Source organism: Roseobacter cerffii, from assembly GCF_054226325.1.
This window is the reverse complement of sequence record NZ_JBTBYJ010000007.1, coordinates 13587-39173: the sequence shown is the minus strand read 5'-3', so window position 1 is coordinate 39173 and position 25587 is coordinate 13587. Positions and strand designations below refer to the sequence as shown.

The 25587-nt window shown below is 64.1% G+C and carries 19 protein-coding genes and 1 pseudogene; 7 read left to right on the top strand and 13 right to left on the bottom strand.

What is annotated here, in order from left to right; genetic code table 11:
* Positions 1-151 precede the first annotated feature (151 nt).
* Together ACVC7O_RS23650 and ACVC7O_RS23645 are read right to left on the bottom strand one after the other, a co-directional pair.
* Positions 152-2590 carry a tetratricopeptide repeat protein gene (locus ACVC7O_RS23650; protein WP_458326622.1) on the bottom strand — a complete coding sequence of 813 codons (2439 nt, stop codon included), beginning with the start codon at positions 2588-2590 and terminating at the stop codon, positions 152-154.
* Positions 2591-2802: 212 nt separating this feature from the next.
* Positions 2803-3501: a sugar transferase gene (locus ACVC7O_RS23645; RefSeq protein WP_458326621.1), complete on the bottom strand. Its 699-nt coding sequence runs from the start codon at positions 3499-3501 to the stop codon at positions 2803-2805.
* Positions 3502-4087: 586 nt separating this feature from the next.
* Here ACVC7O_RS23645 and ACVC7O_RS23640 point away from each other — a divergent pair.
* Genes ACVC7O_RS23640 through ACVC7O_RS23625 form a run of 4 tightly spaced genes read left to right on the top strand, consistent with a single transcriptional unit; the run spans position 4088 to position 8472 of the window.
* Positions 4088-4981 (top strand): ExeA family protein, encoded by an 894-nt coding sequence (locus ACVC7O_RS23640; protein ID WP_458326620.1) that lies wholly within the window; start codon positions 4088-4090, stop codon positions 4979-4981.
* Complete coding sequence (locus tag ACVC7O_RS23635; protein WP_458326619.1) at positions 4978-6513, top strand: GumC family protein; 1536 nt, start codon at positions 4978-4980, stop codon at positions 6511-6513. The genes ACVC7O_RS23640 and ACVC7O_RS23635 overlap by 4 nt, the downstream gene beginning before the upstream one ends.
* A 60-nt stretch (positions 6514-6573) precedes the next feature.
* Positions 6574-7416, top strand: a complete 843-nt coding sequence (locus ACVC7O_RS23630; protein WP_458326618.1) for a tyrosine-protein kinase family protein — start codon at positions 6574-6576, stop codon at positions 7414-7416.
* Positions 7417-7458: 42 nt separating this feature from the next.
* On the top strand, positions 7459-8472 hold the full coding sequence (locus ACVC7O_RS23625; protein ID WP_458326617.1) for an NAD-dependent epimerase/dehydratase family protein: 1014 nt from the start codon (positions 7459-7461) through the stop codon (positions 8470-8472).
* 83 nt (positions 8473-8555) lie between these two features.
* Here the strand turns inward: ACVC7O_RS23625 and galE are convergent, their stop codons facing one another.
* Positions 8556-9551: a UDP-glucose 4-epimerase GalE gene (galE, locus tag ACVC7O_RS23620; RefSeq protein ID WP_458326616.1), complete on the bottom strand. Its 996-nt coding sequence runs from the start codon at positions 9549-9551 to the stop codon at positions 8556-8558.
* Positions 9552-9689: 138 nt separating this feature from the next.
* On the opposite strand from galE, the gene ACVC7O_RS23615 reads away from it, so the two are divergent.
* The gene (locus ACVC7O_RS23615; RefSeq protein WP_458326615.1) at positions 9690-11453 is read left to right on the top strand and encodes an ABC transporter ATP-binding protein; all 1764 of its coding nucleotides are present in this window, start codon (positions 9690-9692) and stop codon (positions 11451-11453) included.
* A 137-nt stretch (positions 11454-11590) separates the two neighbouring features.
* Here the strand turns inward: ACVC7O_RS23615 and ACVC7O_RS23610 are convergent, their stop codons facing one another.
* From ACVC7O_RS23610 to ACVC7O_RS23590, 5 genes and pseudogenes are all read right to left on the bottom strand, one after another.
* On the bottom strand, positions 11591-12955 hold the full coding sequence (locus tag ACVC7O_RS23610) for a phosphomannomutase (RefSeq protein ID WP_458326614.1): 1365 nt from the start codon (positions 12953-12955) through the stop codon (positions 11591-11593).
* Positions 12956-12988: 33 nt separating this feature from the next.
* Positions 12989-13855, bottom strand: a complete 867-nt coding sequence (gene rfbA / locus ACVC7O_RS23605; RefSeq protein WP_458326613.1) for a glucose-1-phosphate thymidylyltransferase RfbA — start codon at positions 13853-13855, stop codon at positions 12989-12991.
* A gap of 14 nt (positions 13856-13869) precedes the next feature.
* A pseudogene (locus ACVC7O_RS23600) lies at positions 13870-14043 on the bottom strand (sugar nucleotide-binding protein); the annotation flags it as partial.
* A 35-nt stretch (positions 14044-14078) separates the two neighbouring features.
* Positions 14079-15146, bottom strand: coding sequence for a glycosyltransferase (locus tag ACVC7O_RS23595; protein ID WP_458326649.1), 1068 nt, complete (start codon positions 15144-15146; stop codon positions 14079-14081).
* Positions 15147-16106 carry a sulfotransferase domain-containing protein gene (locus tag ACVC7O_RS23590; protein ID WP_458326648.1) on the bottom strand — a complete coding sequence of 320 codons (960 nt, stop codon included), beginning with the start codon at positions 16104-16106 and terminating at the stop codon, positions 15147-15149. It lies immediately after the preceding gene.
* A gap of 163 nt (positions 16107-16269) precedes the next feature.
* Here ACVC7O_RS23590 and ACVC7O_RS23585 point away from each other — a divergent pair, with 163 nt between their 5' ends.
* Positions 16270-17163, top strand: coding sequence for a hypothetical protein (locus ACVC7O_RS23585; RefSeq protein ID WP_458326647.1), 894 nt, complete (start codon positions 16270-16272; stop codon positions 17161-17163).
* Here the strand turns inward: ACVC7O_RS23585 and ACVC7O_RS23580 are convergent.
* The 4 genes from ACVC7O_RS23580 to ACVC7O_RS23565 form a co-directional block, all read right to left on the bottom strand.
* A complete protein-coding gene (locus ACVC7O_RS23580; RefSeq protein WP_458326646.1) occupies positions 17160-18194 on the bottom strand; it encodes an acyltransferase family protein in 1035 nt (344 codons plus the stop codon). The genes ACVC7O_RS23585 and ACVC7O_RS23580 overlap by 4 nt on opposite strands.
* A 106-nt stretch (positions 18195-18300) precedes the next feature.
* The gene (locus ACVC7O_RS23575) at positions 18301-19254 is read right to left on the bottom strand and encodes a glycosyltransferase (protein WP_458326645.1); all 954 of its coding nucleotides are present in this window, start codon (positions 19252-19254) and stop codon (positions 18301-18303) included.
* 79 nt (positions 19255-19333) lie between these two features.
* Positions 19334-21292, bottom strand: coding sequence for an acyltransferase family protein (locus ACVC7O_RS23570; protein ID WP_458326644.1), 1959 nt, complete (start codon positions 21290-21292; stop codon positions 19334-19336).
* Between the two features lie 81 nt (positions 21293-21373).
* The gene (locus ACVC7O_RS23565; RefSeq protein ID WP_458326643.1) at positions 21374-22504 is read right to left on the bottom strand and encodes a glycosyltransferase; all 1131 of its coding nucleotides are present in this window, start codon (positions 22502-22504) and stop codon (positions 21374-21376) included.
* Between the two features lie 178 nt (positions 22505-22682).
* Between ACVC7O_RS23565 and ACVC7O_RS23560 the strand changes: the two genes are divergently transcribed.
* Positions 22683-25313 (top strand): AMP-binding protein, encoded by a 2631-nt coding sequence (locus ACVC7O_RS23560; RefSeq protein ID WP_458326642.1) that lies wholly within the window; start codon positions 22683-22685, stop codon positions 25311-25313.
* 4 nt (positions 25314-25317) lie between these two features.
* On the opposite strand, the gene ACVC7O_RS23555 is transcribed toward ACVC7O_RS23560, so the two are convergent.
* A complete protein-coding gene (locus ACVC7O_RS23555; protein WP_458326641.1) occupies positions 25318-25581 on the bottom strand; it encodes a spike base protein, RCAP_Rcc01079 family in 264 nt (87 codons plus the stop codon).
* Between the last annotated feature and the right edge of the window lie 6 nt (positions 25582-25587).

The window sequence follows — 25587 nt, the reverse complement described above, 5'->3', positions numbered from 1 at the left end:
TGTCCGGGCCGGCTTTCGCCAACCAATTTCAAGGCATTATTGCCTCAAGATGATCTGAACGGAAAGGCCAAAGCCCCGCAGCAGGGTGCTGCGGGCTGATCTGTGCTGTTGCTGCCACGCAGGCTGCAAGTGCCCGCTGACGGGCTCTGCCTCAGTTGTCCGAGGCGGCTTCCAGCTCGCTGATCTTGGCGCTGATGCTGTCCGACAGCGACGCCGAGCCCAGCGGGCCGACCTTTTCGATGGCCTTGCGCATCTGGGTCAGCGCGTCCTCTTTGCGCCCCAGGGCGTCATAGGCCATGCCGAGGTGGTATTGCACCGAGGCATCCTCGGTCAGCGCGGCGGCTGCCGGTTCAAGATACTGCAGCGCCTCGGCGGGTTTGCCGTTGCGGAACAGGATCCAGCCATAGGTGTCCTGGAAGGCGGGCACATCGGTGCCGCTGAGGCGGCGGGCGATCACCTCGGCGCGGGTGAGGCTTTCCTCATCGGTGCGGAAGGTGGCCAGCAGGCTGGCGAGGTTGTTGGCCACGATGATCGAGGAGGAGTTCTGCTCGTAGAGCGTCTCGTAGATCTCGATCGCGCCCTCGATGTCGTTGCTGTTCTGCAGCGACGAGGCCTTCGCCCAGAGCAGCATGCCCGACTGCGGATTGTTCTCCAGCGCCCTGTCGATGAGCTGCAGCGTGTCATCGGGCGAGCTCTGCGCGGCGGTCAGCCGGATCAGCTGCATCCAGGCCGTCTCGAACTGCGGCGCGCGCTCGGTGAGCGCGGTCAGCTCGGCGGTGGCGGTGTCGAACTGCCCCGCGGAGGCCAGCGCCAGCGCGTTGAAATAGGCAAAGGAGGGGTTCTCGGGGTTCTCGGCCACCAGCTCCGCCGACAGGGCGAGCGCCTCTTCGGTCTCGTCATTGCGCAGCTTGGTCTGGATCAGGGCCAGCTTGAAGCGGTCATCCTCGTCGTTCTCATCCGCAAGCGTGTTGAGATATTCCAGCACCTCGTCGGTGCCCGCCTCGGCTTCGAGCAGCTGCAGGCGGATCTGCGTCGCTGCGGCCTCGGCCTCGGGCGCCTCGAGCCGCTCGAGCGTCTCGGCCACCTGCCGGGCACGGGCGAGATCGTCGAGCTCGAAGTAGATCTGGCCCAGGAAGACCAGCACCTCGAGGTTCGAGGGCTGCTGGCGCAGCGCGGAGATCAGCGCGGCCTCGGCCTGCAGCAGCTTGCGGTCGGCGCGCAGGGCGGAGGCCAGGCGCAGCGCTTCGGGGGGCGCGTTGTTCGTGGCCTCGGCGGCGAGCGACAGGAAGTTCATCATCAGGTCGGACTTGCCCGCGCGCTGGTAGGCTTCGGCCATGATGGTCATGGCCTCGGCATCCTGTTCGGCAGAGGCGAGCGCTGTGCGCATCGCGCTGATGGCGGCATCGGTGTCGTCTTCCTCGATCAGCCAGCGGGCCTGCATCTTGAGCGCGCCCACCGAGTTCGGATCGGTCTGCAGCACCTCCTCGACCAGCCGGCGCGCGCCGACCTCATTGCCGTCGCTCAGCAGCATCGTGGCCAGCGTGACCTTGATGTTGAGCACTTCGGGCGTGACGTTGTCATCGCCCGCGGAGGCGAGGATGCGCTCCATCTCGGCGATGGCCTCGCCGGTGCGCCCGGTGTCATAGTCGAGCGAGGCGCGCAGCGCCCGCAGGGTGAGCGCATCGGGCTGGTCGGCGATTGCCGCATCGAGCTCTTTCAGCGCCTCGTCCGTGCCGCGCACGGAGAGCAGGAAGCGCACCAGGTCGACCAGCTTTTCGTCATTGCCCACATCGGCGGCGACGCGGTCGCGCAGGAAGCCCTCGGCCTCGTCGATCTTGTTCTGCGAGATCAGGAAGCGCATCAGGTTGGCCTGGACCGCGGTGTCCTTGGGGAAGACCTCGACCATACGGCGCAGTTCGGCCTCGAGCCCGTCAACATCTTGTAAACGCCCGAGAATCTGGATCTTGGCGGTGTAGAAGTTGCGGTCCTTGGGGCGCTCGTCAATGGCCTTGTCGAGCTCGGACAGGGCCTTGCCCAGCTCCTCCTGGAAGATGTAGCCGTCGATCAGCACCTGCCGCAGCAGCTCGTTCTCGGGCAGCTGTTCGGCCAGGGCCGCGGCTTCCTCGATCAGGGCGCTGCGCGCGGGCGTGTCGTCATCCAGCACCGCCTGGCGATACCGGGTGGCGATGTCGAGCGCCTGCACCGCGGGATCGTTCAAGGCCGCCTCGATGGCCGGGGTGCTGTAGCGTTCGAAGACTTCCCATTCCTGGCTCATGAAGGCGATTTCGCTGAGCGAGATCATCGCCTCGACATTGCTGGGGTCCTGTTCGATCACCCGCAGGTAGCTGCGGAAGGCGGGGCGCTGGCGCCCGTCGGCCTCGTAGAGCCGGGCCAGCGCCAGATGCGCATCGAGCATGGTGTTGGATTCGCGGACCGCGTTCTTGAACTCGATCTGCGCGCGTGCCGGATCGCCTTCTTCGATCAGCGCAAGGCCACGTTCGTAGAATTCCTGCGCTTTTTCTTCAGGCGTCTTACACGCGGCAAGGCTCAGGCAGATCAGGGCAAGCGGGACAATCTTTTTTAAACGCACGGCACTCAGACTTTCATTTCTGGGTTCATTTTGCGGCCCCCGACGAACGTTGGGCGCACAAGGGCTTATATCGTTTATATGTGGTCAGGGGTTCTATTCAGAGAAGTTTGGTAAAAATATAGCATGTCGATGTTGGCAGAGGAAATGCCATTCAGACATGTGTACAGGCAGGGCGCTTGCGCGTCCCGCCCTCACACGTGATCGTGATGTGATCAGTAGCCGGTGCCACGCACCACGACAGCCACGGTTTTCCACAAGACCTTCATGTCGGTCATCAGCGACATGGAGTGCTCGTAGGTGCTGTCGAACTTGGCGCGGTCGCGGAACTGGCAGTGGTTGCGATCGGAGATCTGCCAGAAGCCGGTGATCCCGGGGCGCATGCGGTAGTAGCTCTGGCCCGGGTAGAGGTCCTGCTGCGAGACCATCATCGGGCGCGGGCCCACCAGCGACATCGCACCGGTCAGCACGTTGATCAGCTGCGGCAGCTCATCCAGGGAGGTCTTGCGCAGGATCCGACCGATCCGGGTGATGCGGATATCATGCTTGAGCTTCTGGGTGGCATCCCACTCCGCCTGCAGCGAGGGGTTGCGGCCCAGGTGCTCCTTGAGCAGCGCATCGGCGTTATGCACCATGGTGCGCATCTTGATGATGCGGAAGATCTTGCCGTTCCGGCCGATCCGTTTCTGGGTGTAGAACGGCATGTGCCCGTCGAGCGCCACCAGCAGCGCCATCACGGCGATCAGCGGGACAACGACGACAGCACTCAGTAAAACAAGGGTAATATCAAAAAACCGCTTCACGCCCTTGTCATAGAGCGGTTGCGAAAGAGGAGAAGGAACAGTTTGCCCGAAAGCGGCGGCTTCAGCGCCCACTTTAAGTTTCAACTGGGCGTCCTGTGAATCAAATGGCATCAAACAACTCCGATGATTGGTCGGTTACTTCGTTACTCACAGTCGAGGCGGGATGCCCCAAGCGCCGAAAAAATGAGCGCACGCTCTCCATACGGGAGCCATGTGTCACTTTAAAGAAAATTTATTAAATTGCGAGTCATCCTAAGTTTATGGTTGCTGCAAACGCCCAGAATGGCTGGAATATCAAGCGAAGGGCGCCCGCCACGCCCAAAAATGCTGCAGTCGCAAAACGGGAAATTCAATCTGGGCGTGTGGCTGGTTTGCATAATTCAAGCGAATTTCAGCGCTTTGTCGACGAAATCGGGACAGCTTGCGCGAATCGTTGTCCACAGGCGGGCTCACATCCCGGTGCGTGCTGATATCGCGGGAGTTCCCTAATAGTGCCTCAATCCTTATATAACGGGTGCCATAACAGAGATTTCAGGCCATTGGGCCGTGCGAAGGGCTGTCGCTGTTGGGCCCGGGGTCGTATATAACGGTCCCGTAAGACCTGTTGAATATGTTGATTAAGTGGTGAGTTGGGTTTCATGAGCGCAGATGGTCACGACGCGAACTGCCGGTCGATGGAATAGGATTGCATTCTTCTATGGCGGCTGAGCTTTACACATCCTTCTTCGGGTTCACCGAGCGGCCGTTCACGCTGCTGCCGGACCCGGACTTCCTGTTCTGGTCGGACAGCCACGCGCGCGCCTATTCGGTGCTGGAGTACGGCATTGCCACGCGCGCGCCGCTGACGGTGGTGACCGGCGAGATCGGCGCGGGCAAGACCACGCTGATCCAGCAGCTGCTGGGGGCCATCGAGGAAGACGTCACCATCGGGTTGATCTCCAACGCCCAAGGGGGCAGGGGGGATCTGTTGCGCTGGGTGCTCTATGCGCTGGGGATCGATGCCGCGGCGCAGGACGACTACATCACACTCTTCAAGAAGTTCCAGGATTTCGTCATCGACGAATATGCCGAAGGCCGCCACGTGGTGCTGGTGATCGACGAGGCGCAGAACCTCTCGATCGAGGCGCTGGAAGAGCTGCGCATGTTCACCAACATCAACTCCAACAAGGACGAGCTGTTGCAGCTCATCCTCGTGGGCCAGCCCGAGCTGCGCGATATCGTGGCAAGCCCGGCGCTGGCGCAATTCGCTCAGCGGGTCACCGCCACCTACCATCTGCGCCCGCTCGATTTCAAACAGACCAAGGCGTATATCCAGCATCGGCTGCTGCATGTCGGCGGCACCGGCAACGAGTTTTCGGTCTATGCGATCAAGAGCATCTTCGAGGAAAGCGGTGGCGTGCCGCGCATGGTCAACAAGCTCTGTGACCTCGCCCTGGTCTATGCCGCCAGCAGCGAAAGCCGCGTGGTGGGCATCAACGTGATGCGCGAGCTGGTGGCGGATGGGCTGTTCATCAAGACCCGTGATCACGGCGTCTATGTTCTGGAAAACCCGGTCAAGGACCCTTTGGATTTGAATAAGGCAGCGGAATGACAACGGATCTCGCCTTTTATTTCAAGCTTCTGTCACGCCGGTTCCCGGCCATGGCGGCCCTGTTCCTGCTGTGCTCCTGCGTGGGGGTGGTGATCGCGCTGCGCCTGCCCACCACCTATCAGAGCAATGCCAAGCTGCTGGTGGAATCGGCGCAGATTTCCAGCGACATGGTGGGCCGGGCGATGCAGGTGAACGCCACCCAGCAGCTGGAGGTGATCCAGCAGCGCCTGCTGACACGTGCCAACCTGCTCGAGATCGCGCGCACTGCGCGGCTGTTCCCGAACCAGAACAGCATGAACCCCGATGAAGTCGTCACCCATATGCGCGCCAAGACCAAGATCCGGCGCGCCACGGGGCGCAACCAGGCCACGCTGATGACGATCCAGTTCGAAGGCACCAACCCGCGCAAGGTGGCTTCGGTGGTCAGCCAGTATGTGAACATCGCGCTGGAGGCCAACAGCGATTTCCGCACCGCCCGCGTCGAAGGCACGCTGGAATTCTTCGAGCAGGAGGTCGAAACCCTGTCGGAGAGCCTGGACGAGCAGAGCGCCCAGATCGTCGAGTTCAAGCGCCAGAACGCCGATGCGCTGCCCGAGAACCTCGATTACCGGCTGGGGCGCCAGTCGCTGCTGCAGGAACGTCTGGCCCGCGCCGAGCGGGACCTGGAAACCATGGAAAGCCAGCGCGAGAACATCCAGCGCATCTATGAAAGCACCGGTCGCCTGGAAGCGGCGCGCAATGTGCCACTGAGCCCCGAGCAGGAGCGCATGCGCGCGCTCGAAGGGCAGCTGCGGGTGTCGTTGAGCATCTATTCGGAGACCAACCCGAAGGTGCGCCTGCTGCGCAACCAGATCGCGACGCTGCAGGAGCAGATCGCCGCCAGCGGCGGGGCCGGTGACGCCGAGGAAGGCGCCAGCGCCGGGGCCACCGCGCTCGACATCAGCCTGGCTGAGCTGGACGCCCGGGCCGAGACCATCCGCGAGGAGATCGAGAGCACCTCGGGCGAGCTTGTGAAGCTGGAGGATTCCATCGACAGAACACCCGCCAACGGCATCGTGCTGAACGCGATGCTGCGCGACCAGCAGAACATGCAGGCGCTCTATTCCGCGGCGGTGCAGCGCGTGTCGCAGGCCCGGATGGGCGAGCGGATCGAGCTGTCGGCCAAGGGCGAGCGGATCTCGGTGCTGGAGCCAGCGAATGTGCCCAACTCGCCCTCGGGTCCGAACCGCGCCTCGATCATGGGGATGGGGGTTGCTGCCGGGCTGGGCCTTGCGGGCGGGCTCTTTGTGCTGCTGGAGCTGCTGAACCAGACCATCCGGCGCCCGACCGAGATCACCCGGGCGCTCGAGATCACGCCGCTGGCCGTGGTGCCACGGTTCGAGACCGCGGCCGACCGCCGCAAACGGCGCGTGCTGCAACTGGCCTCCATGTGTGTCGTGGTGATCCTGGTGCCCGCCTCGCTCTGGGTCGTCGACACCCGGTACATGCCGTTGGACCAGCTCTTTGAAAAGGTCGTGGAGCGTCTGCTTTAAGTTGTCATCGCGGTCTGACCGGACCGTCTTTCTGTTAGAGTTGCCGGGAACGGGTACGTCATGGAAAAACTTCAAAAGGCACTGCAAAAGGCGCGCAAGGAGCGCAAGAGCGCGTCTGCGGTGGCCAAGCCCGCCCGCGACCGGCGCCCGCGCAGCGCGGCCCCCGCGGTCGAGGCGCCCAACACCTTCCCGGATGTCTGGGACCGGCTGAGCCCGTTTGATCCGGACCCGCAGCACCTGCTGGCCAACCGGGTCATGACGCTGGACGCCCACCCCGAGGCCAACCCCTTTGACGTGCTGCGCACCAAGGTTTTCCTGCTGATGCGGCAGAATGGCTGGACCCGGCTGGCCATCACCTCACCGAACAAGAGCTGTGGCAAGACCACCACCGCCTGCAACCTGGCCGTCGGGTTCTCGCGCCAGACCGAGGTGAAATCGATGCTCTTCGATCTCGACCTGCGGCGGCCCAGCGTGGCGCGGATGCTCGGCCACCGGCCCGAGCATGACATCTGCGAGGTCTTGCTGGGCAATATGGCGCCGGAAGACCAGATGGTCCGGCTGCGCAGCAATGTGGCCATCTCTGCCGCGCAGCGCCCGGTCAGCGACCCCGCGCAGTTGCTGTTGTCGCAGAAGACTGCACAGACCTTCGAGGACATTCAGGGGCGGTTCGAGCCGGATGTGATGATCTTTGATCTGCCGCCGATGCTGGTCACCGACGATGCGCGCGCCAAGCTGAAGAACGTCGATTGCGCGCTGATCGTGGCCCGGGCCGAGCAGACCCGGATGTCGCAGCTCGATGTCTGCGAGCGCGAGGTGAGCGAGCATACCAATGTGTTGGGCGTGGTGCTGAACAACTGCCGCCACATGGGCGCGGAAGAGGATTACTACGGCGATTACAGCTGATCGCAGGCCCCGTTCGGGCTGGCCCACGTCAGGAAGACTCCCATGACCAAAGTTCTTGTGACCGGGTCCGCCGGGTTCATCGGGTTTCACCTCAGCCGCCTGTTGCTCGATGAGGGTTTCACCGTGCACGGCTTTGACGGGATGACCGATTACTACGATGTGCGCCTGAAAGAGCGGCGCCATCAGATGCTGCACCAGACCGAAGGCTTCAGCGCCACGGAAGGCCTGCTGGAGGACGCCGACGGGTTTGCCGCCATGGCCGACCGCTTTGCGCCGGATGTGATCGTGCATCTGGCGGGGCAGGCAGGGGTGCGCTACTCGCTGGAAAACCCGCGCGCCTATATCGACAGCAACGTGGTGGGCACCTTCAACGTGATGGAGGCCGCACGGGTCCATGAGGTCCAGCACCTGCTGATGGCCTCGACCTCTTCCGTTTACGGCGCCAACGAGGAAATGCCCTTTGCAGAGACGGATAAGGCTGACACGCCGCTGACCATCTATGCCGCCACCAAGAAGGCGAATGAGGCGATGGGGCATTCCTATGCCTATCTGCATGGCCTTCCTGTGACGATGTTCCGTTTCTTCACTGTCTACGGCCCCTGGGGGCGGCCCGATATGGCGCCGATCAAGTTCACCAATGCGATCCTGCGGGGGGAGCCCATCGACATCTACAATCACGGCGAGATGTACCGCGATTTCACCTATGTAACCGATCTGGTGCGCGGGATCCGCCTGCTGATCGACGCGGTGCCGCCTGCGCCCGATGCCGGGGTAGCAGAGGTCCCCGGCGACAGCCTCAGTCCTGCAGCGCCGTTCCGCATCGTGAACATCGGCAATTCCGACAAGGTCCGTCTGCTGGACTTCGTGGACGAGATTGAACGCTGTTTAGGCCAGAAGGCAATTCGCAACATGATGCCCATGCAACCGGGTGATGTCTTCGCGACCTGGGCCAATGCGGATCTGTTGAAGGCGCTCACGGGCTACAAGCCGCAGACCAATGTGCGCGACGGGATCGCGGATTTCGTGGAGTGGTTCCGCGACTACTATCAGCTCTGAAGGCATTGCAGGACAGTCTGATTTGACTGTTTAGAGCCTGATACCAGGGCTTAAATTTACATAATCAACCTTATATCGATGCCTCAGGACATCCCGCGGTTCATGAAGTTCCAGGCATCGGTGATGATGTTCTCCAGCGAGGAGTGCTCGGCCCGCCAGCCCAGCAGCTCATGCGCGCGGGAGGGGTCTGAGACCAGCGTCGCCGGGTCACCGGGCCGGCGGTCGCTTTCGACCACGGTGAAGGAGCGGTTGGTCACCCGCTTGGCGGTCTCGATCACCGCGCTCACGGAATAGCCCTGCCCGGTGCCGAGGTTGATCGGGGTGAAGGACCCGGCGTCCCCCTCCGTCGCCAGCAGCTTTTCGAGGGCGGCCACATGGCCCCGCGCCAGATCGCTCACGTGGATATAGTCGCGGATGCAGCTGCCGTCCTCGGTGGGGTAATCGGTGCCGAAGACGGTGATCTGTGCGCGCTGCCCGGCGGCGGTTTGCAGCACCAGCGGGATGAGGTGGGTTTCAGGGTCATGCCGCTCGCCCGTGCGGGCGCGGGCATCGGCGCCTGAGGCGTTGAAATAGCGTAGCGCGATGGATTTGAGCCCGGAGGCGGCGGCGGTGTCGCGCAGCATTGCCTCGACCGCGGCCTTGGTCTGGCCATAGGGGTTGATCGGCTGCACCGGCAGCTCTTCGTGCAGCAGGTCGGCCTCGGTCTGGTTGCCATAGACCGCGGCGGTCGAGGAAAACACCAGCCGGTCGACGCCTGCATCCTGCATCGCCTCCAGCAGCGAGACGGTGGAGGCCACGTTGTTGCGATAGAACAGCAAGGGTTCGACCACGGACTGGCCTGCCTCGATGAGGGCGGCGAAATGCACCACGCTGCCGATCTGGTGATCGCGCATCGCCTGTGCGAGCCGGGCGCGGTCGGCGAGCTCCCCCTCGACCACCTGGTCGGAGAAGACCGCATCGCGGTGCCCGGAGGAGAAATTGTCATAAACGACAGGCGTGAAGCCTGCCTCTTGCAGGGCCAACACCGTGTGAGAGCCGATGTAGCCCGCGCCCCCGATCACCAAGACATTTTTGTTCATCACTCTACTCATCGCGGTTTCTGCACGCGTCTTATGGCAACCCGGCCCGGTTGCATCCAGTCCAAAAAGCGCGGTCCTTTACAGGCCATGCGATCCCACCTACGTAGGGAGCCTTATCGGGGGTCAGGCAGTGCAGCAATGATCAAGCGCGTTCAAGCCAACATCCAAGGCGACATGCTCGGGCGGCTTTTGCGGGAGAACTTGCGCCTTCAGGCCTTCAACTACGGCGTCGCCATCGTGGCGATGATCGTGATTGCGATCATGACCGCGCTGACCGCCTGGATCATGCGGGACATCATCGATTCCATGGTCGATTCCGGCAATCGCGCGGCGGTCTTTTCGGTGGCGGCGGCGGTGGCGGCGATCTTCACGGTGAAGGGCATTGCCTCTTACGTGCAGGTGGTGGCGCTGAGCCGCGCGGGCAACCGGATTGTCGCCGATCAGCAGCGCAAGCTCTATGACCGGCTCTTGAAGCATGGGGTCTCCTTCTTCAACACGCTGGAAAGCTCCAACATCCTGATGCGGGTCACCACCTCGGCGCAGGCGGCGCGGGTGGTGATCGACACGCTGATCATGGGCTTCGTACGGGATTTGCTGACCCTGATCGGGCTCATCATCGTGATGGTCTATCAGCAGCCCACCCTGTCGTTCTTTTCACTGGTCTTCGGCCCGCTCGCGGTGCTGGGCGTGCGGCAGATCCTCCGCCGGGTGCAGAGCATCGTCGAGGCGAATATGGCGTCGACCGCCGAGATCATCAAAGTGGTGCAGGAGACCTCGACCGGCATTCGCGTGGTCAAGGCCTTTGCGCTGGAAAAGCTGATGGCGGCGCGGATGAATGCCGCGGTGACCACTGTCGAGAGCCGCTCCAACGCCATGGCACGGCTGCAGGGCGCGACCAGCCCGCTGATGGAGACGCTCTCGGGCTTTGCCATCGCATCCGTCGTGGCGCTCAGCACGGTCAGCATCTTTGGCGATGACGCCACCTCTCCGGGGGAGCTCATGTCCTTCGTGACCGCCTTGTTGATGGCTTATGATCCGGCCAAGCGGCTGGCGCGCATGCGGGTGGTGATCGAAGAAGGGCTGGTGGGCGTGGGCCTGATGTACCAGATCCTCGACACACCCATTGCGGTCAGCGAGGAACCGGATGCGACCCCCCTGCCCGATGGGCCAGGTCAGGTGCGCTTTGCCGATGTCACCTTTGGCTATGAGGCCAAGGCGCCGCTGTTGCGAGGGCTCGATGTGACCTTCGCGGCAGGCAAGACCACGGCGCTGGTGGGGCCGTCGGGTGGGGGCAAATCGACCATCATCAACCTCATTCTGCGGCTCTATGATCCCGGGGAAGGTCGGGTCGAGATCGACGGGTTTGACGTGCGGCAGGCCACATTTGCCTCGCTGCGCGACAAGATCGCCTTTGTGGGTCAGGAGACGTTTCTCTTTGACGGCAGCCTGAAAGAGAACATCGCCATGGGGCGGGAGAATGCCAGCGATGACGAGATCATCGCCGCGGCCCAAGCCGCCAATGCCCATGACTTCATTTCGGCGATGCCGCAGGGGTATGACACGGATGTGGGCGAGAATGGTGCGAACCTCTCGGGCGGGCAGCGTCAGCGCATTGCCATTGCCCGCGCGATCCTGCGCGACAGCCCGATCCTGATCATGGATGAGGCCACCAGCGCGCTCGATTCCGAATCCGAATACCTGGTGAACGAGGCGCTGCAGAAGCTCTCCGAAGGGCGCACGGCGATCGTGATTGCGCACCGGCTGTCGACCATTTTGAGTGCCGACCGGATCGTGGTGATCAAGGAGGGTCAAGTGGTGGAAGAAGGCTCGCAGGCTGAGCTTTTGTCGCGCGACGGGCTTTTCAAATCGCTCTACGATCGGCAGTTCAACGCGGCGGAGTAGGTCGGCGGGCTCAGACGCGACCAGTTCAACTGGATCGCCCGGCGGCACCGCCGGGCAGCGCCCGTCCGCCCCCCTGGGCGGGCGCTTTCAGCGCGACGCCCGCGGACAGGCGCTGCCCTATGATCGTCGTGTCAAGTTCAGAGTGCTGATTTGAGCTGCACCAACGCCTGTGACAGCAGCGCCTCTGCCGAGGCCTGGTCCTTTGTCTCGATATAGAGCCGCAATTCCGGCGCATTGCCGGACGGACGCACATGAATCACATCGCCATCCGTGAGCACCATGCGCAGCCCATCCGTCAGATCGAGCCGCGCCTCTTCCTTGCCCAGAGGGGTCAGAAACGCAGCGCGCGCCTCCGCATCCGCCTGCCAAGCCTCCAGCAGTGGGCGGCTCTGGCTCTGCTCCACCTCCTGCAACCGGTCGGCGACCGTCACGACGGGGGGCTCCTGCGCCACGCGCGCGGCGATGCCACCTGCGCGGCTGGCATAGAGCACCGCGAGCAGCGGCAGGGTACAGTCGCGGGTGACCAGCGGTGCGAGCGGCCCCGCAGGCCCCTGCGCCTCAAAGCCCAGAAGAAATCCGCCATTGGCCTCATAGCCCACGACCTTCCCGCCCCCTTCCATCGCGGCGATCACATATGGCGAGCCGATCTGCGTCAGCCGCACGTCCTCGAAGGCCTTCAGGGTCACACCGCTGTTCGACGAAATCGGCGTGGCGATCACCTCGGCGCCCAGCGTCTCGGCGGTGATCTGGCCGAGAATGTCGCCCGGGATCACGCGGCCCGTCTCATCCGCGAGAAGCGGACGGTCGGAATCTCCATCGGTCGAGACCAGCGCGTCGAGCTTATGCTCGGCCACCCAGGCCGTGATCTGGGTGCGCACGTCCGGGTCCACCGCTTCGGTGTCGACGGGAATGAAACTCTCGGACCGGCCCAGTTCGATCACCTCGGCGCCCAACCCGCTCAGGATCGTGGCCAGCGCATCGCGGCCCACGGCACTATGGGCGTAAAGCCCGATCCGCTGGCCCGTAAGCGCCTCAGCCCCAAAGGCATCCACATAGCGGGCGATATAGCGGGCACCCGCCTCCGCGTCCTGCTCCAGCGGGCCAAGGATGCCATCCGACTCCTGGCCCAGATGCGCGAGGATCGCGGCCTCATCCGCCTTGCTGATCTCGCCCGTGCGCACATAGAACTTCAGCCCGTTGCGGTCGGCGGGGATATGGCTGCCGGTGACCATCACCGCCCCGCCATCCACGGCTTGTGCCGCGAGCGCCAGCGCAGGTGTCGGGACTTCGCCACAGTTGATCACGCGACATCCCATGGCGCGGGCGGCGTTGATCACATCCTCGGCGATGCGCGGCGAAGAGGGCCGCAGATCGCGCCCGACACAGAGCACGCCGCCGGTGTCGCAGGCCGCGAGAAACGCCTGCACATGGGCGGTGATCAGCTCCGGCGTCATGGATGTGACCAGACCCCTGAGCCCGCTGGTGCCGAATTTCACGGACATGGGCCGCCCTCCATCTTTGGGGAAACTCCCCTGTTAGAGACCATCCAGATAGGTGCCATAGTCATTCTTGGCATATTTCTCCGCCTCGCGGGCGAGATCCTCGCGGCTGATCCAGCCGAGCTGAAAGGCGATCTCTTCGGGGCAGCCGATCTGCTGGCCTTGCCGCTTCTCGATGGTGCGTACGAAGTTGCCCGCATCGAGCAGGCTGCCGTGTGTGCCGGTGTCGAGCCAGGCATAGCCGCGGCCCATGCGCTGCACGGTGAGGGTCTGCTCCGTGAGATACATCTCCAGGAGCGTGGTGATCTCCACCTCGCCGCGGGCCGAGGGCTTCACGCTGCGTGCCTTGGCGGGTGCTGTGCCATCGACGAAGTAAAGCCCGGTGACGGCGAAGTTCGACGGCGGCACGTCGGGTTTTTCGATGATGCCGCGCACGGTACCGCTGTCGTCGAAATCCACCACGCCATAGCGTTGCGGGTCGGCCACCTGATAGCCGAAGACCGTGGCACCGGTGTCTTGGCGGTCCGCTTGGGCCATCAGCTCCGGCAACCCGTGACCAAAGAAGATATTGTCGCCCAGCACCAGCGCCGAAGGGCTGCCTGCGAGGAAATCTTCGGCGAGGATGAACGCCTGGGCCAGCCCGTCCGGCGAGGGCTGTTCGATATAGGTGAGATGAATCCCCCATTGGGAGCCATCTCCCAGCATCCGCTGGAACTGCGCCTGGTCCTGCGGCGTGGTGATCACGGCGATCTCGCGAATATCCGCGAGCATCAGCACCGAGAGCGGATAATAGATCATCGGCTTGTCATAGATCGGCAGCAGCTGTTTCGAGACCCCCAGCGTGATCGGGTAGAGCCGCGTGCCCGAGCCGCCCGCCAGAATGATGCCTTTGCGTTTGGTCATGAAAATCGTCCTTGTTAGGCTCTGTTCAGATCCGCCAGCACTTCGGTAAGGCCCGCGCGCCAGTCCGGGCGCGCCACGCCGAAGGCGGCCTCGGTTGTGCTGCAGTCGAGCCGGGAATTCAGCGGGCGTTTCGCGGGTGTGGGGTAGTCGGCGGTCGGGATGTCGGTGACATCGACGGTGAGGCCGGCACAGCACTACGGCCCCCCTCGGACAGCACCTGAGGTCAGGTCGTCTTGCCCGTCGCGGCAGTCTCGCCCAGCACCGTTTCGGGCCGCCCCCAGTATTGCTTCTTGTTGCGCCGTTCCCGCACCAGCCCGGCCGAGATCCAGAGGGCACGGGACAGTGCCGAGCGGCCCTGCCATGCCGCATGGGCCTCGGCAATCGGGCCGGTCAACAGCTTGAGCCATTTGCGCACGAGCGCGGTGTTGGAGAACGCTGCACTGCGCGCGGCCCCATGCTCGACCATCTGCGTGTAAAGATCCGGGTCATCCTTGAGCTTGCGCACCGCCGCCAGCACCGCCTCGGGCGTCTCCACCTCGATGTAATCGAGCGGCGAGGTTCGCAGCGCCTGATAGGCAGGCTCCGGCCCCAGAAGCGCAGGCGTCCGCCCTTCCCAGGCGTTGAAGAGCTTGTTGGCGGGCTTGTGATGCAACCGGTCCCAGCTCATACCGCGCACCGCGAGCGTCAGATCCACATCGCTGTAATCGGCCCAGGCCAGACCGCCATCCTCGGAGCGCACCGCCTCGTCAAAGCGCAGGGTAACCCCCAGATCGGCCAGGGCGCCATGAAAGGCCTCGCTGCGAAAGGCGCCCGCCACATGCTGCGGCATGCCCTTGAAACAGATCACCTCGATCCGGGTGCCGCGTGCGGGATCGCGCGGGCGGATACCCGGCTGGGTCCAGAAGCTGACATTGCCGCTGGCGAGGGTCTCTGGGGCCAGCGTGTTCTGCAGGATCACGAAATTGGCAAAGCCCGGCGCGTGCCAGTCGGCACGGATCGTTACCAGGAACTCGCGAAAGCCGCGCCCGCGCAGCCCGATCATCGCCGCGTGCGAGATATTGATTGCATCCCGCTTCAGCCCCGGGCCGATGGTGCAGCTGTCGATGTAGTCGCGCAGCTCGTAATAGCCGCGCGTGATCCAGACCCCGGCAAAGGAGGACCGTGCCGCCAGCACGTCTTCGGGCAGCCGCGCGCCAGGCGCCAGATCGCGCAGCTCGGGCCAGATCGCGGCCTGCGGACAGGAGAAATGCACAGGCAGGGTGACCCGTGGCAGGGCGTCGGCCCCGGCCATCTAGCCCAGCTCCCAGATGCTCAGATCAAGCCCTGTGAGCGCCTGCAGTGGCGCCACCTGCGGGGCAAAGCGCGCCTCCAGCCGGGCCCGGGTGTCCGGCAGCATCGGGGCGGGCTCATGCGCCGGGGTCGGGCCACCGGCCCGGTCGGCCACCGATTTGCGCAGGCTGTCGCGCAGACCTTCCGGCAGCAGGCGCCGCAGAATCCACAGCGGCCCCATCCGGTCCTTCATCTGCTGCATCTGCAATGTGGTGCCGCGCTTGTCGAAATAATCGCGCGAGATATTGCGCGTGCCGCTGGCCGCCTCGAAGGCGCTTGCGGGCAAAGGGTCGGCACCGATGAAATCGGTGATCTTCCGCATCACCGCCTCCCGGTCGGCGCGAAAGTCTTCGAAGGCCAGGAACAGGATGTTCTCGCGCCCGAAGGTCTCGATATAGGGCCGCGCCTGCATCAGGTAATCGCTGCCCGCGAGGCACAGCTCCGGATCATCGGGCAGATGCGCATTGAAGGTGGCAAAGACCTTCTCTTTCGGGGCGGCATGGGCATGCCGTTCCGGGATCACGAAATCCTCGAAGCTGCGGTGCACCGCGTTGTCGCCCGTGGCGTTCTGATAGTTCTTGATGAGCTGGATATAGAAGGAATAGGCCCGGGCGACCGGCTGGCGCATCACGTAGATGATCTTGGCCTCCGGGGCTGCCGCCTTGATGCGCGCGGCGGTGTCGGGAAAGAATGGCGAAAGCGAATAGAGCGTCGAGGCCTCGCCGATGATCTGGTCAGGGCGGGCGTCGTCGAACAGCGCGGTATAGCGCTCGGGCCCTTCGGCAAAGAGATCTTCGCGGGCGAAATACTCCGGCTCTTTCACACGCGGCATGAAAATCCCGGGATGCAGATCCAGGAGCCCGTACATGCTGGTCGTGCCGGCCTTGGCCGCACCGATGATGAAAAACGAGGGGATGGCCAAACGAAAACTTCCTTTTACAGTCCGCGGCGAACGGTCGTGCCGGGCGACCCCTTAGCAGATGTCGCTCAGCCGCAACAGACCCGAGCGATCCGATAAACGCCCTTGTCCCCGCGGACGGCCTGGGAAATGGATGAAACGCACATCCCGTGATGGAGATGCCTACGTGAGCAGCACACCCCCTTCACCGCCGCCGGTCTTTGTGCTGGGGCTGGGCGCGCAGAAAGCGGGCACCACCTGGCTGCATGCTTACCTTGATCATTTCGCACGGTCGGATTTCGGCGAGATCAAGGAATACCACATCTGGGACGGGCTCTATCTGGGGGCGGATCGCGGCTGGGACACCCGCCCGCTGCGCCAGCCGTGGCGCCGCCACCTGCGCCACCTGCTGCAGCCCCTGCGCGGCGGCCCGCGCGACCCCTTCTATATCCGGCAGAGCTTTCAGCGCGCGCCCGCACGCTATTTCGACTATTTCCAGTCGATCCTGTCCCGGGACGGGATTGCGATCACCGGCGATATCACGCCCGCCTATTGCGGGCTGGAGGCCGACCACCTGGCCTTTGTCAAAGACGGGTTTGCGGCCCGCGACATCCCGGTGCACGTGGTCTTCCTGCTGCGCGAACCGGTCGACAGGTGCCTCTCGGCCATTCGCATGTTCCGCCGGGCTGGTGTGTCACAGGAAGGGGTCGATATCTCCCTGCCCGATCCGCAGGCGCTTCTGGCCTATCTGGGCACCCCAAACGGGCAGATGCGCAGCGACTATACCCATACGCTGGAGGCCATCGCCGCGGTGTTCGAGCCCGCCAAGACCTATATCGGCTTTTACGAAAGCATGTTCGGCGCGGAGGCCTTCGACCGGCTAAACAGCTTTTTCGACCTGCCGCCTGCCCCGGAGTTCCTGGAGCGCAAGTTCAACACCACCAAACAGGGCGCCGATCTTCCCGCCGAGGTGCGTCAGGCGGCCATGCAGCGTCTGGAACCGGTGTATAGAGACTGTTTTGCCCGGTATCCCGAGCTGCGCGGGCTCTGGACCGCAGGGGCAGAAGCCTTCCCGGATTAGGTGCTGCGCGGTCGGCGCAGCCCCAGCATGTACCGGCGCAGCAGCGCCGAGCGATCCACCATCAGATGCAGCGCGACTGGCAATAGAATGCCCGCCGCAAGCCCGATCACGTAGTGCAGCGGGATCGAGGTGACATCGAGCGCATAAAGCACCCGGCGGATCGCGGCGGTGCCGAACACATGGTAGAGGTAGATGGTGAAGGCAAAGGGGCCGATCCATTCCAGCACCCGGATGCGCGGCAGCACCAGCGCCAGCAGCATACAGACCGAAAGCCCGTAATAGAGACTGTGAAAGTCACGGCGCTGCCGGGAAAACGACCCGTGTTCGATCAGGTCAATGCAATGCTGCCAGGTGCCGATGACCACGACGATCAGGCTGAGCGCCACATAGGCCGGCCAGCGGCGCGCAATGTGATCGGCATAGCGGATCATCGCCAGGCCCAGCAGGAAGAAGGGCGCCAGCAGCACAGCCGAGTTGACCGAGAAGAAATTGACCGGAAGCTTGGGTTCCAGAAAGAGCCAGCAGGCCAGCAGCAGAAACACCAGCACGCCGCGGTTCTTCAACAGCGCGTCGCAGAGCCCGTAGACCAGGAAGATCAGCAGGATCGCCTGGAGGAACCAGTAATGCGCGTAAGGAAAAAGGTAGATTTCCCAAAGCGTTGCGGGCGTCACCGCAAAGACCGTGCCCACGGCCGTGGCCAGCGCGGCAAAGAGCGTGATCGCAATCACCCCGGGCACCACCAGCCGATAAAACTTGCCACTGAGGAATTTCTCGAACCCATCCAGCGTGACCGGGCGCAGCCCGTAGACATAGCCCGCGATGAAGGCAAAAAGCGGCATGCGCACATCGACGAGATAATCGGCAAACATCCGGAACGGGCTGGGATAGCGCAGCTCCAGCCCCGAGCCGCCCGAGGCCCCGATCACGTGAAAGCTGACCAGCATGAGCACGGCAATGCCGCGCATCGTCTCGATGGGATAGACGGTGCGGGCGTCTTTTGCAGCCTGTGTCGATCTCATGACGTAGGTCATGGATAAAATACCTTTTTCTGGCGGGCTCATACTACCTGTAGTTGGTTTTCAATGAGCCCTTCAATCACTCATACCACTGCGTCCTGCCGCTTTCGCGGCCTGTCACTCATTTCGTAAGCGCCTGTGGCTGCCAGACGGCGGCCTCGGCCCGGGATGCTTCAATTTCAGCCACCGCCTTCGCCTTTCCGACCCGCAGCGCGCGGCGCTGGTAGGCGCGGATAAAGGCGCGCAGCTCCGCATCCTCATGCTGTGCCTCGCCGCGCCACCAGGCCCCCAGATACCCCTGCATCATCGCCAGCCCGCCCAGCACATAGGGCGGCTCGGCCATGCGAAAGATGCAGGTGGCGGCAAAAAACAGCAGGTCGGACCCCATGTAATACTGTCCGAACCCGTGGCGGCGGCGCCCGGTATAGATCGAGGTCTGGCTGGAGCCCATGGGCCGCAAGTGTTCGAACCGCAGATCGGGATCGTCCCAGCTCACCGCGCGCCAGCCCAGCTGCCGCGCCTTGTGACAGTCGAGCGCGTCCCACATGACCTCGCGCACATAGCCGCCGATGGCTTCAAAACAGTCTCTACGATAGAATTTCGTCATGCCCACCGACATCTCGTCGCCGCGCCGCTCGGAGATGAGCTGCCCGTTCTGGCGCACATAGGGCTTGCCTGAACAGGTGCCGATGCGCGGGTCGGCCTCCATCCGGTCGATCAGGATCTCGAAATATCGCGGCGGCAGGTCGAGATCGAGATCAAGCTTGCAGGAATAGGCAAACTGCGCCGGATCGATGGTCTCGTAGCCCACATAGAAGGCCTCCACCACGCCCGGGCCCACCGCCCGGTGCCCGCGGTCGGGCTTTTGCACCACGCGGATCCAGTCATGGGCGGCGGCATATTCGGCAAGGATCTCCGGCGTGGCATCGGTAGAGCCGTCATCCACGATCACCCAGAGCGTCGGCGTCAGGCTCTGCGCCACCACCGAATCGAGCGTCCGGCGCATGTAATCGGCCTCGTTGCGGCAGGGCGAGATCAGCACATAGCTGCGCGGATCGGTGGTGGATGAAGACATAATTTGTCCTTCTCGTTCCAATGCCCCCCGCCGGAGCCTATAGCGGATGCGGGGGTGAAAATCCAACGGATCGCAGGGCTCAGTTGGTGGCCTGGTCAGTGGCCTCCAGCGCCTGGAATGCAGGGGCCAGCCGGGCCCCGAAGAGCTTTTCGCCCGCCGGGCCCCAGTGATCCCCATCCGACCAGTAAAGCGCTTCGCAGTTGAAAAGCTCCTGGCTGATATCGAACTGCACCGCCTCGATTTCCGAGATATATCCCAGACCCACCGCTGCCGTGGCCCGCGCCAGATGGGCATCGAGCGCGTCAAAGGCGGCGCGGTGAGCAGGCCGCAGTGACAGGTTGTCTGCGGCCACGTCGCATTCGATGCCCAGCATGGTTTCCATGCTCACATGCGGCTCGATCCGGGGGCCCAGCCAGGTCACGGGCACCTCCGCATCGAAGGCCTGCAGCACATCCAGCGCCCGGTCGATCGCAGCGGTATAGAGCTGCGCATCAATCTCCCCGCCATCGGCGAAGAGCCTGCGGTCACGCCGCACCCCGTCGGCATCGGTAAAGAGCCAGAATCCCGCCTGCACATAGACCGCATGGGCGATCTGGTCTTCATGGGTCTCGAAGAAGGTGGAGAGCTCCGATGGCAGGCAGGGCGCATCCTCGATATGCGGGCGGCAGGCCTTTTGCGGCAGCCCCACCAGGAAGGGCCTGTCCCAATTGGCCACAAGCGCCTTGTAGACGTCGATGGCATGGCTGTCGCCGAAGACCACCAGCGCCGGACCATGCGTGGCGGCACAGGCCGCAAAGCGCGCATCCAGATCGGCGCCATAGTCGGTGACGAAGAACCGGCAATCGCCCGCGTCTTTGGCCACATAGTGGTTCATCGTCTGCATCCGGTTGATCCGGGTCAGCAGCACCTGGTTCTGCGGGCTGAGGGAGGCCACGAAATAGCGCTCCTGCAGGCCGGAATAGCCCAGCCCCACCCCCAGCGCGAACACCGCGAGCGAACCCACGGCCGTGCCCGAGACAACCTTCCAGGCCCGCCCCGGCATGGTGCGGAAGGGCTGTTCGACGAACCGCCAGCTGATCCAGGCCAGCACCAGCGACAGCCCCGCAAGGCTCATCATGATCGCGATATCCGGATGACCCAGCCGGATGCGCGCCAGGGCAAAGAGCGGCTGGTGCCAGAGATAGGCGGAATAGCTGATCAGCCCGATGGCCACCGGCGCGCGCAGCGACAGGATGCGCGCCACCCATGTGCCCTGCACGCCGCAGAGGATCACCAGCACCGTGCCCATGACCGGGGCCAGCGCGTAAAGCGACGGGAAGGGCGTGGTCTTGTCATAGAGAAAGATCGAGGCAAGGATCAGCCCGAGCCCGATCGCCGCGCCAATGTTGCTGGGCAAAGGCCCGCGCCGCAGCATCCAGATCGCCACCAGCGATCCGGCCATCAGCTCCCAGATACGGCTTGGCAGCAGGTAGAAATTGGCATCCGGCGCAATCCGCCAGAGCACCTCGCTCGCCGCGAGGCTGGCCAGGAAGATCACACACAAGAGCCCGACCGTCCCCCGCGCCGCCCGGCGCCAGAAGGCCATCAGCAGCAGCGGGAAGAAGATATAATACTGCTCCTCGACCGCGAGGCTCCAGGTGTGCAGGAGCGGTTTGCGCTCGGCGGCGGCGGCGAAGTAGTCACTTTCGAGCCAGAACAGGAAATTCGACGAAAACAGGCTGACCGCCGAGACGCTCTGCCCGAAATCCTTGAAATCCGTGGGCAGCATCCAGGCCCAGGCAAAGGGAATCGTGCAGGCCACCACCAGCACCAGCGCCGGCAGGATGCGCCGCGCCCGGCGGGAATAGAAATCCAGCAGCGAGAACCGCCCCTCATCGAGGTTGCCCGCGATGATCGTGGTGATCAGGTAACCGGAGATGACGAAAAACACGTCAACGCCCACGAACCCGCCTGAAAACAGCGCCAGGCCGCCGTGGAACAGGATCACTGGCAAAACGGCGATGGAGCGCAAACCATCGATCTCGGGACGATACTTCATCTTTGAACCCTATACCTTCGTCACTCAAATCCTGTCTGACCGTCCTATAGGCCAAGGCCGGGGCGGTGGTCAGCTTAAATTTTAAGAGCCCCTGCCCGGAGATTGCCCTTTCACGACACGCTCCTGCGCGCCGGGATACCAGGCCACCAGGTCCTCGGGCGACATCTCGAAAATCGCCCGCGCGCTGGCCCAGGCCTGCAGCACGCCGCGCGCCTGCGGCAGGCGCAGGCGCCGCGACAGCAGATCCTTAAACGTCTCGGCCAGCAACCGCCGCCGCATCAGCGCGAAATAGCGCCTGCGCGCGGCGGTGCGATCTGCCGCATGCCGGTGCAGCAGCACCGCCTGGTTCAGCGAGGAGAGCACGGTGGTGGCCCGCCGGTTGATCCGCCCCGAGGCCGAGGTGAAATGGTGCAGCCGGGCCTCGCGCGCAGAGAGGATCGCCCGGTGGCGCGAGATCCGGTAGCTCACATCCGCATCCTCGCCCGGGCAGTAATAGCGCAACAGCCCGTCAAACGGCTCTGTCTGGACCGCGTCGCGGCGGAAGGTCATGCGAAACCCGACAAAGAGAATGGCCGAGGTGACCGCCTCGCCCTGCAGCGTCGCGGGCAGCGGATGGCGGTGGAATGCCCCGTCATAGGGGATGAACATCTCCTCGGCATTCATCAGGAACAGTTTGCGCATGATCCACTGACGCACCGGGTGGTGGCCCGATTTCGCCTTTTGCCGAAAGTTCAGCGCGCCCACGTCCTTGCGCGCGCCCGCCTGCGGCGCCCCGCCCCGCTGAACCTGTGGCGGCACTTCGGAGGTGGGCGCGGCCTGAATGCCCGCAACCGCGGTCTCGGTGTCCTTTTCGTAAAGCGCCATGATCTTCTCGGCGCAATCGGGGTGCATGAAGCTGTCATCGTCGATCATGAAGAGGATATCGGCGCGCGCCACCGCCACCCCCTGATTGCGCTGCACGGTGAGCGAGGGCTGGTCGGCCTGCAGGTAGGTCACCGGCAGCCCCGGGATCACGGCGCAGGCCTCTTTGATGATCCGGGCGTGGTCCTGCCAGTCCGCGCTGGCATCAACCACCACCACCTCCGACGGTGGCCGGGTCTGGGCCAGCGCCAGCTCCACGCAGACGGTGAGCGCATCAAGGCGGTCCTTGGTGGAAACCACCAGCCCCCAGGACAGCTCACCCATCGCCCAGGCTTTCTGATCCGATGTCACACATGACGTCACCCACGACCCCAACCTGTCCTGTCATATCGCCCCCGGTGATTTCAGGCCAGTCCGAGATTGGCCTGCATGGCAAGGCTCTGCCGGAGGGCGGCGGGCCTGCCGGTTTCTGCCACCACCGCGGGCTTGTGACTTTCAAAGTTTCCGCACCCGCGCTAGGGATGGCCCCATGTTTTTCGAGCGCAGCCATTTGATGCAGCACGCCGACAGAACCTTCTGTGTTCTGGAAGACGGCACGGCCCTGTCCTATCGCGATCTGGTGGAGAAAACGGATGCGTTCCAGGCGCGTCTGAGCGCCGGACAAGGCCTGATGTTGCTGCGCGCCGCACCCCTGCCCGAGACGGTGATCGCCCTGCTCGCGGCGCTGCAATCGGCGGTGCCGGTGCTGCTGACCGCGCCCGACAAGCCGGAGGAGGACGCGGGGCTGATGGACAGCTTCCCGTTCCGCTACGGCTATGATCCGCAGACGGACGCTCTGGAAGTCTTCGAGGGTGGCGCGGACGTGGAGTTGCACCCGGATCTGGCGCTGATGCTCTCGACCTCGGGCTCCACCGGGGCGGCCAAGAGCATCCGGCTGTCACACGGCAACATCGCCTCCAACGCTGCCGCCATTGCGGATTACCTGGGGCTGACACCCGAGGATCGCGCGCCCACCAACCTGCCGCCCTATTACTCCTACGGGCTTTCGGTGATCACCTCGCATCTGGCCGCGGGCGCCTCGCTGATGTTCACCGGGCGCACCGTGCTCGAGGCAGAATTCTGGGCCGCCTTCGATGCGCAGCGCTGCACCAGTTTCGCCGCGGTGCCCCATGTCATCGACATGCTGGAGAAAAGCCCGCATCGCACCGCGGACCGCCCCGCCTTACGCTATGCCACGCAGGCGGGCGGCAAGCTGGCCCCGGCCCGCGTGGCCGAGATCGCCGCCCGTGCGCAGCAGGAAGGCTGGGACTTCTTCGTGATGTACGGCCAGACCGAGGCGGCGCCGCGCATGGCCTATCTGCCGCCCCATGAGGCTGCCACCCACCCCGATTGCATCGGCCTGCCGATCCCCGGCGGGGCGTTTGCCCTGATCGATGCTGATGGCACCGAGATCACCGAACCGGAGGTGACGGGCGAGCTGGTCTATCGCGGCCCCAACGTGATGATGGGCTATGCGACAGGCCCCGCGGATCTGGCCCGCGGGCCCGAGCTCGATGCGCTGCACACCGGCGATATGGCGCTGCGCACGGCGGAGGGGTTCTACAAGATCGTTGGCCGCAAGAGCCGCTTCATCAAACCCTTCGGGCTGCGCATCAGCCTTGATGAGGTCGATGCCTGGCTCTCGGCACAAGGCCACGCGGCCCTGAGCGGGCCGGGCCGGGGCGAGCGGCTGTGGCTGCTGGTCACCCCCGGGGAAGACGCCGGCGCCCTGCGCCAGGCCGTGGCGGGCTGGCTCACCATCCCCGCCAGCGAGATCAGCACCGTCGAGGTTGCAGAGCTGCCGCTGCGCGCCAATGGCAAGGTGGACGGGCGCGCGGTGACCGAGATCATCGCCGCCGAGGACAGTGCCCCCGCCACGGCACAGGCCGATTGGGGGGACGCGCTCTTTGCGCAGGTCCGCGCCGGCTGGCAGCGCCTTGCCGGAAAGACCCAGGACAGCGGCGCGCCTGCCTCCGGCAGTATCGAGGCGATCTTCCGCAGCCATTTCCCCGGCGCCACGATCACGCCCGACAGCTCCTTTGACCAGCTGCAGGGCGATTCCCTGCGCTATCTCGGCGTGGCGCTGGATCTGGAAAAGGAGCTGGGCCACCTGCCCGACAACTGGGACAAGACCCCGCTGCACGCGCTGCAGGGCGCCCCGGTGCACGCAGGCCCCACCTATATCGACACCGCCACCTTCCTGCGTTGTTTGTCGATCTTCTTCATCATCTCCGCGCATCTGAAGCTGGTCGGCTATAACGGCGGCGGGGCGATGCTGCTTTTCAGCCTCGCCGGATACAGCTTTGCGCTCTACCAGATCCCCGCGATCCAGCGCACCGGATCGGTGATCAGCGTCTGGTCCCAGCTGGCGCGCGTGGCAATCCCGGCGATGCTCTACCTGACGCTGCTGGGGCAGGTCTTCTTCCCCTTCGATCTGCGCGTGGTGTTCCTGTTCTCCAACTGGATCGATCCGCAGATGCACGGCAATTACGCCGCCTGGTTCATCGACGTCTACGTGCAGCTTTTGTTGATCATGGGGCTGGTGTTCCTGCTGCCCCCGATACGCCGCGCCTTTGCTGTGGATGGGTTCAGGGCCGCCGTGGGGTTTTGCGTGTTCTCGATTGCCCTTTTCAGCATCGCCCATGAATTCTGGGACACGCACCACCTCTTTAGGCGGCTGCCGCATATGCTGTTGTGGCTCTTTGCGCTGGGGATGGCCGCGGCTTATGCCGACCGGACCAGTCGCAAGATCATCGTGACGGCACTGGCCTGTGTCGCGCTGATGCTCTTTACCGAGAAATGGCTCCAGAATTTCCTGAAGTGGTACTTCATCGGCATGATGATCCTGCTGTGGGTGCCGCGGGTGGAAGTCTCACGCTGGGCAGCCAGCGTGATCCGGCGCATCGCGGCGGCCTCGCTCTTCATCTACCTGACCCATTTCCAATGGGCCTCGGTGGCGCGCATCTTCTTTGGTGAAAACCCCTATATGCCGGTGCTGCTGGCCCTGGTGGGCGGGATTTTCTGCTGGCACGTCTATGAATGGGTGCAAAAGCAGGTTCTGGGGGTCTGGAGCCGGTGGCGCGGTGGGACGGCCGAGCCGGACCTGACCCCCAAAAGCTGACCCCTCAGTAGAGACCGCGGATGCCGGTGGCCGTGGTGCCGGTTTCCCAGACACGGGACACCCGCAGCGGAAAGGCTTCACCGGGCGCAATCGTCACATCGCTGACCGTACCGTCGAGCGTCGTGACCCGCACGGTGCCCACGCTCGCCACGTTCAGCGCCAGCGTCGCCTCGGCCAGGTCGGCGGTGTCGCTCGGCGTGATCTCCTGCACCCCGTAAGCGGGCAGCGAAGGTGTGCGGACGAAGCTCGAGTATTTATCCATGGGCATGTGATC

Bases quoted from the DNA above. Each gene is read 5' to 3' on its own strand.
- ACVC7O_RS23645 (WP_458326621.1), bottom strand. From the start codon at position 3,501: ATGCCATTTGATTCACAGGACGCCCAGTTGAAACTTAAAGTGGGCGCT.
- ACVC7O_RS23640 (WP_458326620.1), top strand. From the start codon at position 4,088: ATGGCGGCTGAGCTTTACACATCCTTCTTCGGGTTCACCGAGCGGCCG.
- ACVC7O_RS23635 (WP_458326619.1), top strand. From the start codon at position 4,978: ATGACAACGGATCTCGCCTTTTATTTCAAGCTTCTGTCACGCCGGTTC.
- ACVC7O_RS23630 (WP_458326618.1), top strand. From the start codon at position 6,574: ATGGAAAAACTTCAAAAGGCACTGCAAAAGGCGCGCAAGGAGCGCAAG.
- ACVC7O_RS23625 (WP_458326617.1), top strand. From the start codon at position 7,459: ATGACCAAAGTTCTTGTGACCGGGTCCGCCGGGTTCATCGGGTTTCAC.
- galE (WP_458326616.1), bottom strand. From the start codon at position 9,551: ATGAACAAAAATGTCTTGGTGATCGGGGGCGCGGGCTACATCGGCTCT.
- ACVC7O_RS23615 (WP_458326615.1), top strand. From the start codon at position 9,690: ATGATCAAGCGCGTTCAAGCCAACATCCAAGGCGACATGCTCGGGCGG.
- ACVC7O_RS23610 (WP_458326614.1), bottom strand. From the start codon at position 12,955: ATGTCCGTGAAATTCGGCACCAGCGGGCTCAGGGGTCTGGTCACATCC.
- rfbA (WP_458326613.1), bottom strand. From the start codon at position 13,855: ATGACCAAACGCAAAGGCATCATTCTGGCGGGCGGCTCGGGCACGCGG.
- ACVC7O_RS23595 (WP_458326649.1), bottom strand. From the start codon at position 15,146: ATGGCCGGGGCCGACGCCCTGCCACGGGTCACCCTGCCTGTGCATTTC.
- ACVC7O_RS23580 (WP_458326646.1), bottom strand. From the start codon at position 18,194: ATGACCTACGTCATGAGATCGACACAGGCTGCAAAAGACGCCCGCACC.
- ACVC7O_RS23575 (WP_458326645.1), bottom strand. From the start codon at position 19,254: ATGTCTTCATCCACCACCGATCCGCGCAGCTATGTGCTGATCTCGCCC.
- ACVC7O_RS23570 (WP_458326644.1), bottom strand. From the start codon at position 21,292: ATGAAGTATCGTCCCGAGATCGATGGTTTGCGCTCCATCGCCGTTTTG.
- ACVC7O_RS23560 (WP_458326642.1), top strand. From the start codon at position 22,683: ATGTTTTTCGAGCGCAGCCATTTGATGCAGCACGCCGACAGAACCTTC.
- ACVC7O_RS23555 (WP_458326641.1), bottom strand. From the start codon at position 25,581: ATGCCCATGGATAAATACTCGAGCTTCGTCCGCACACCTTCGCTGCCC.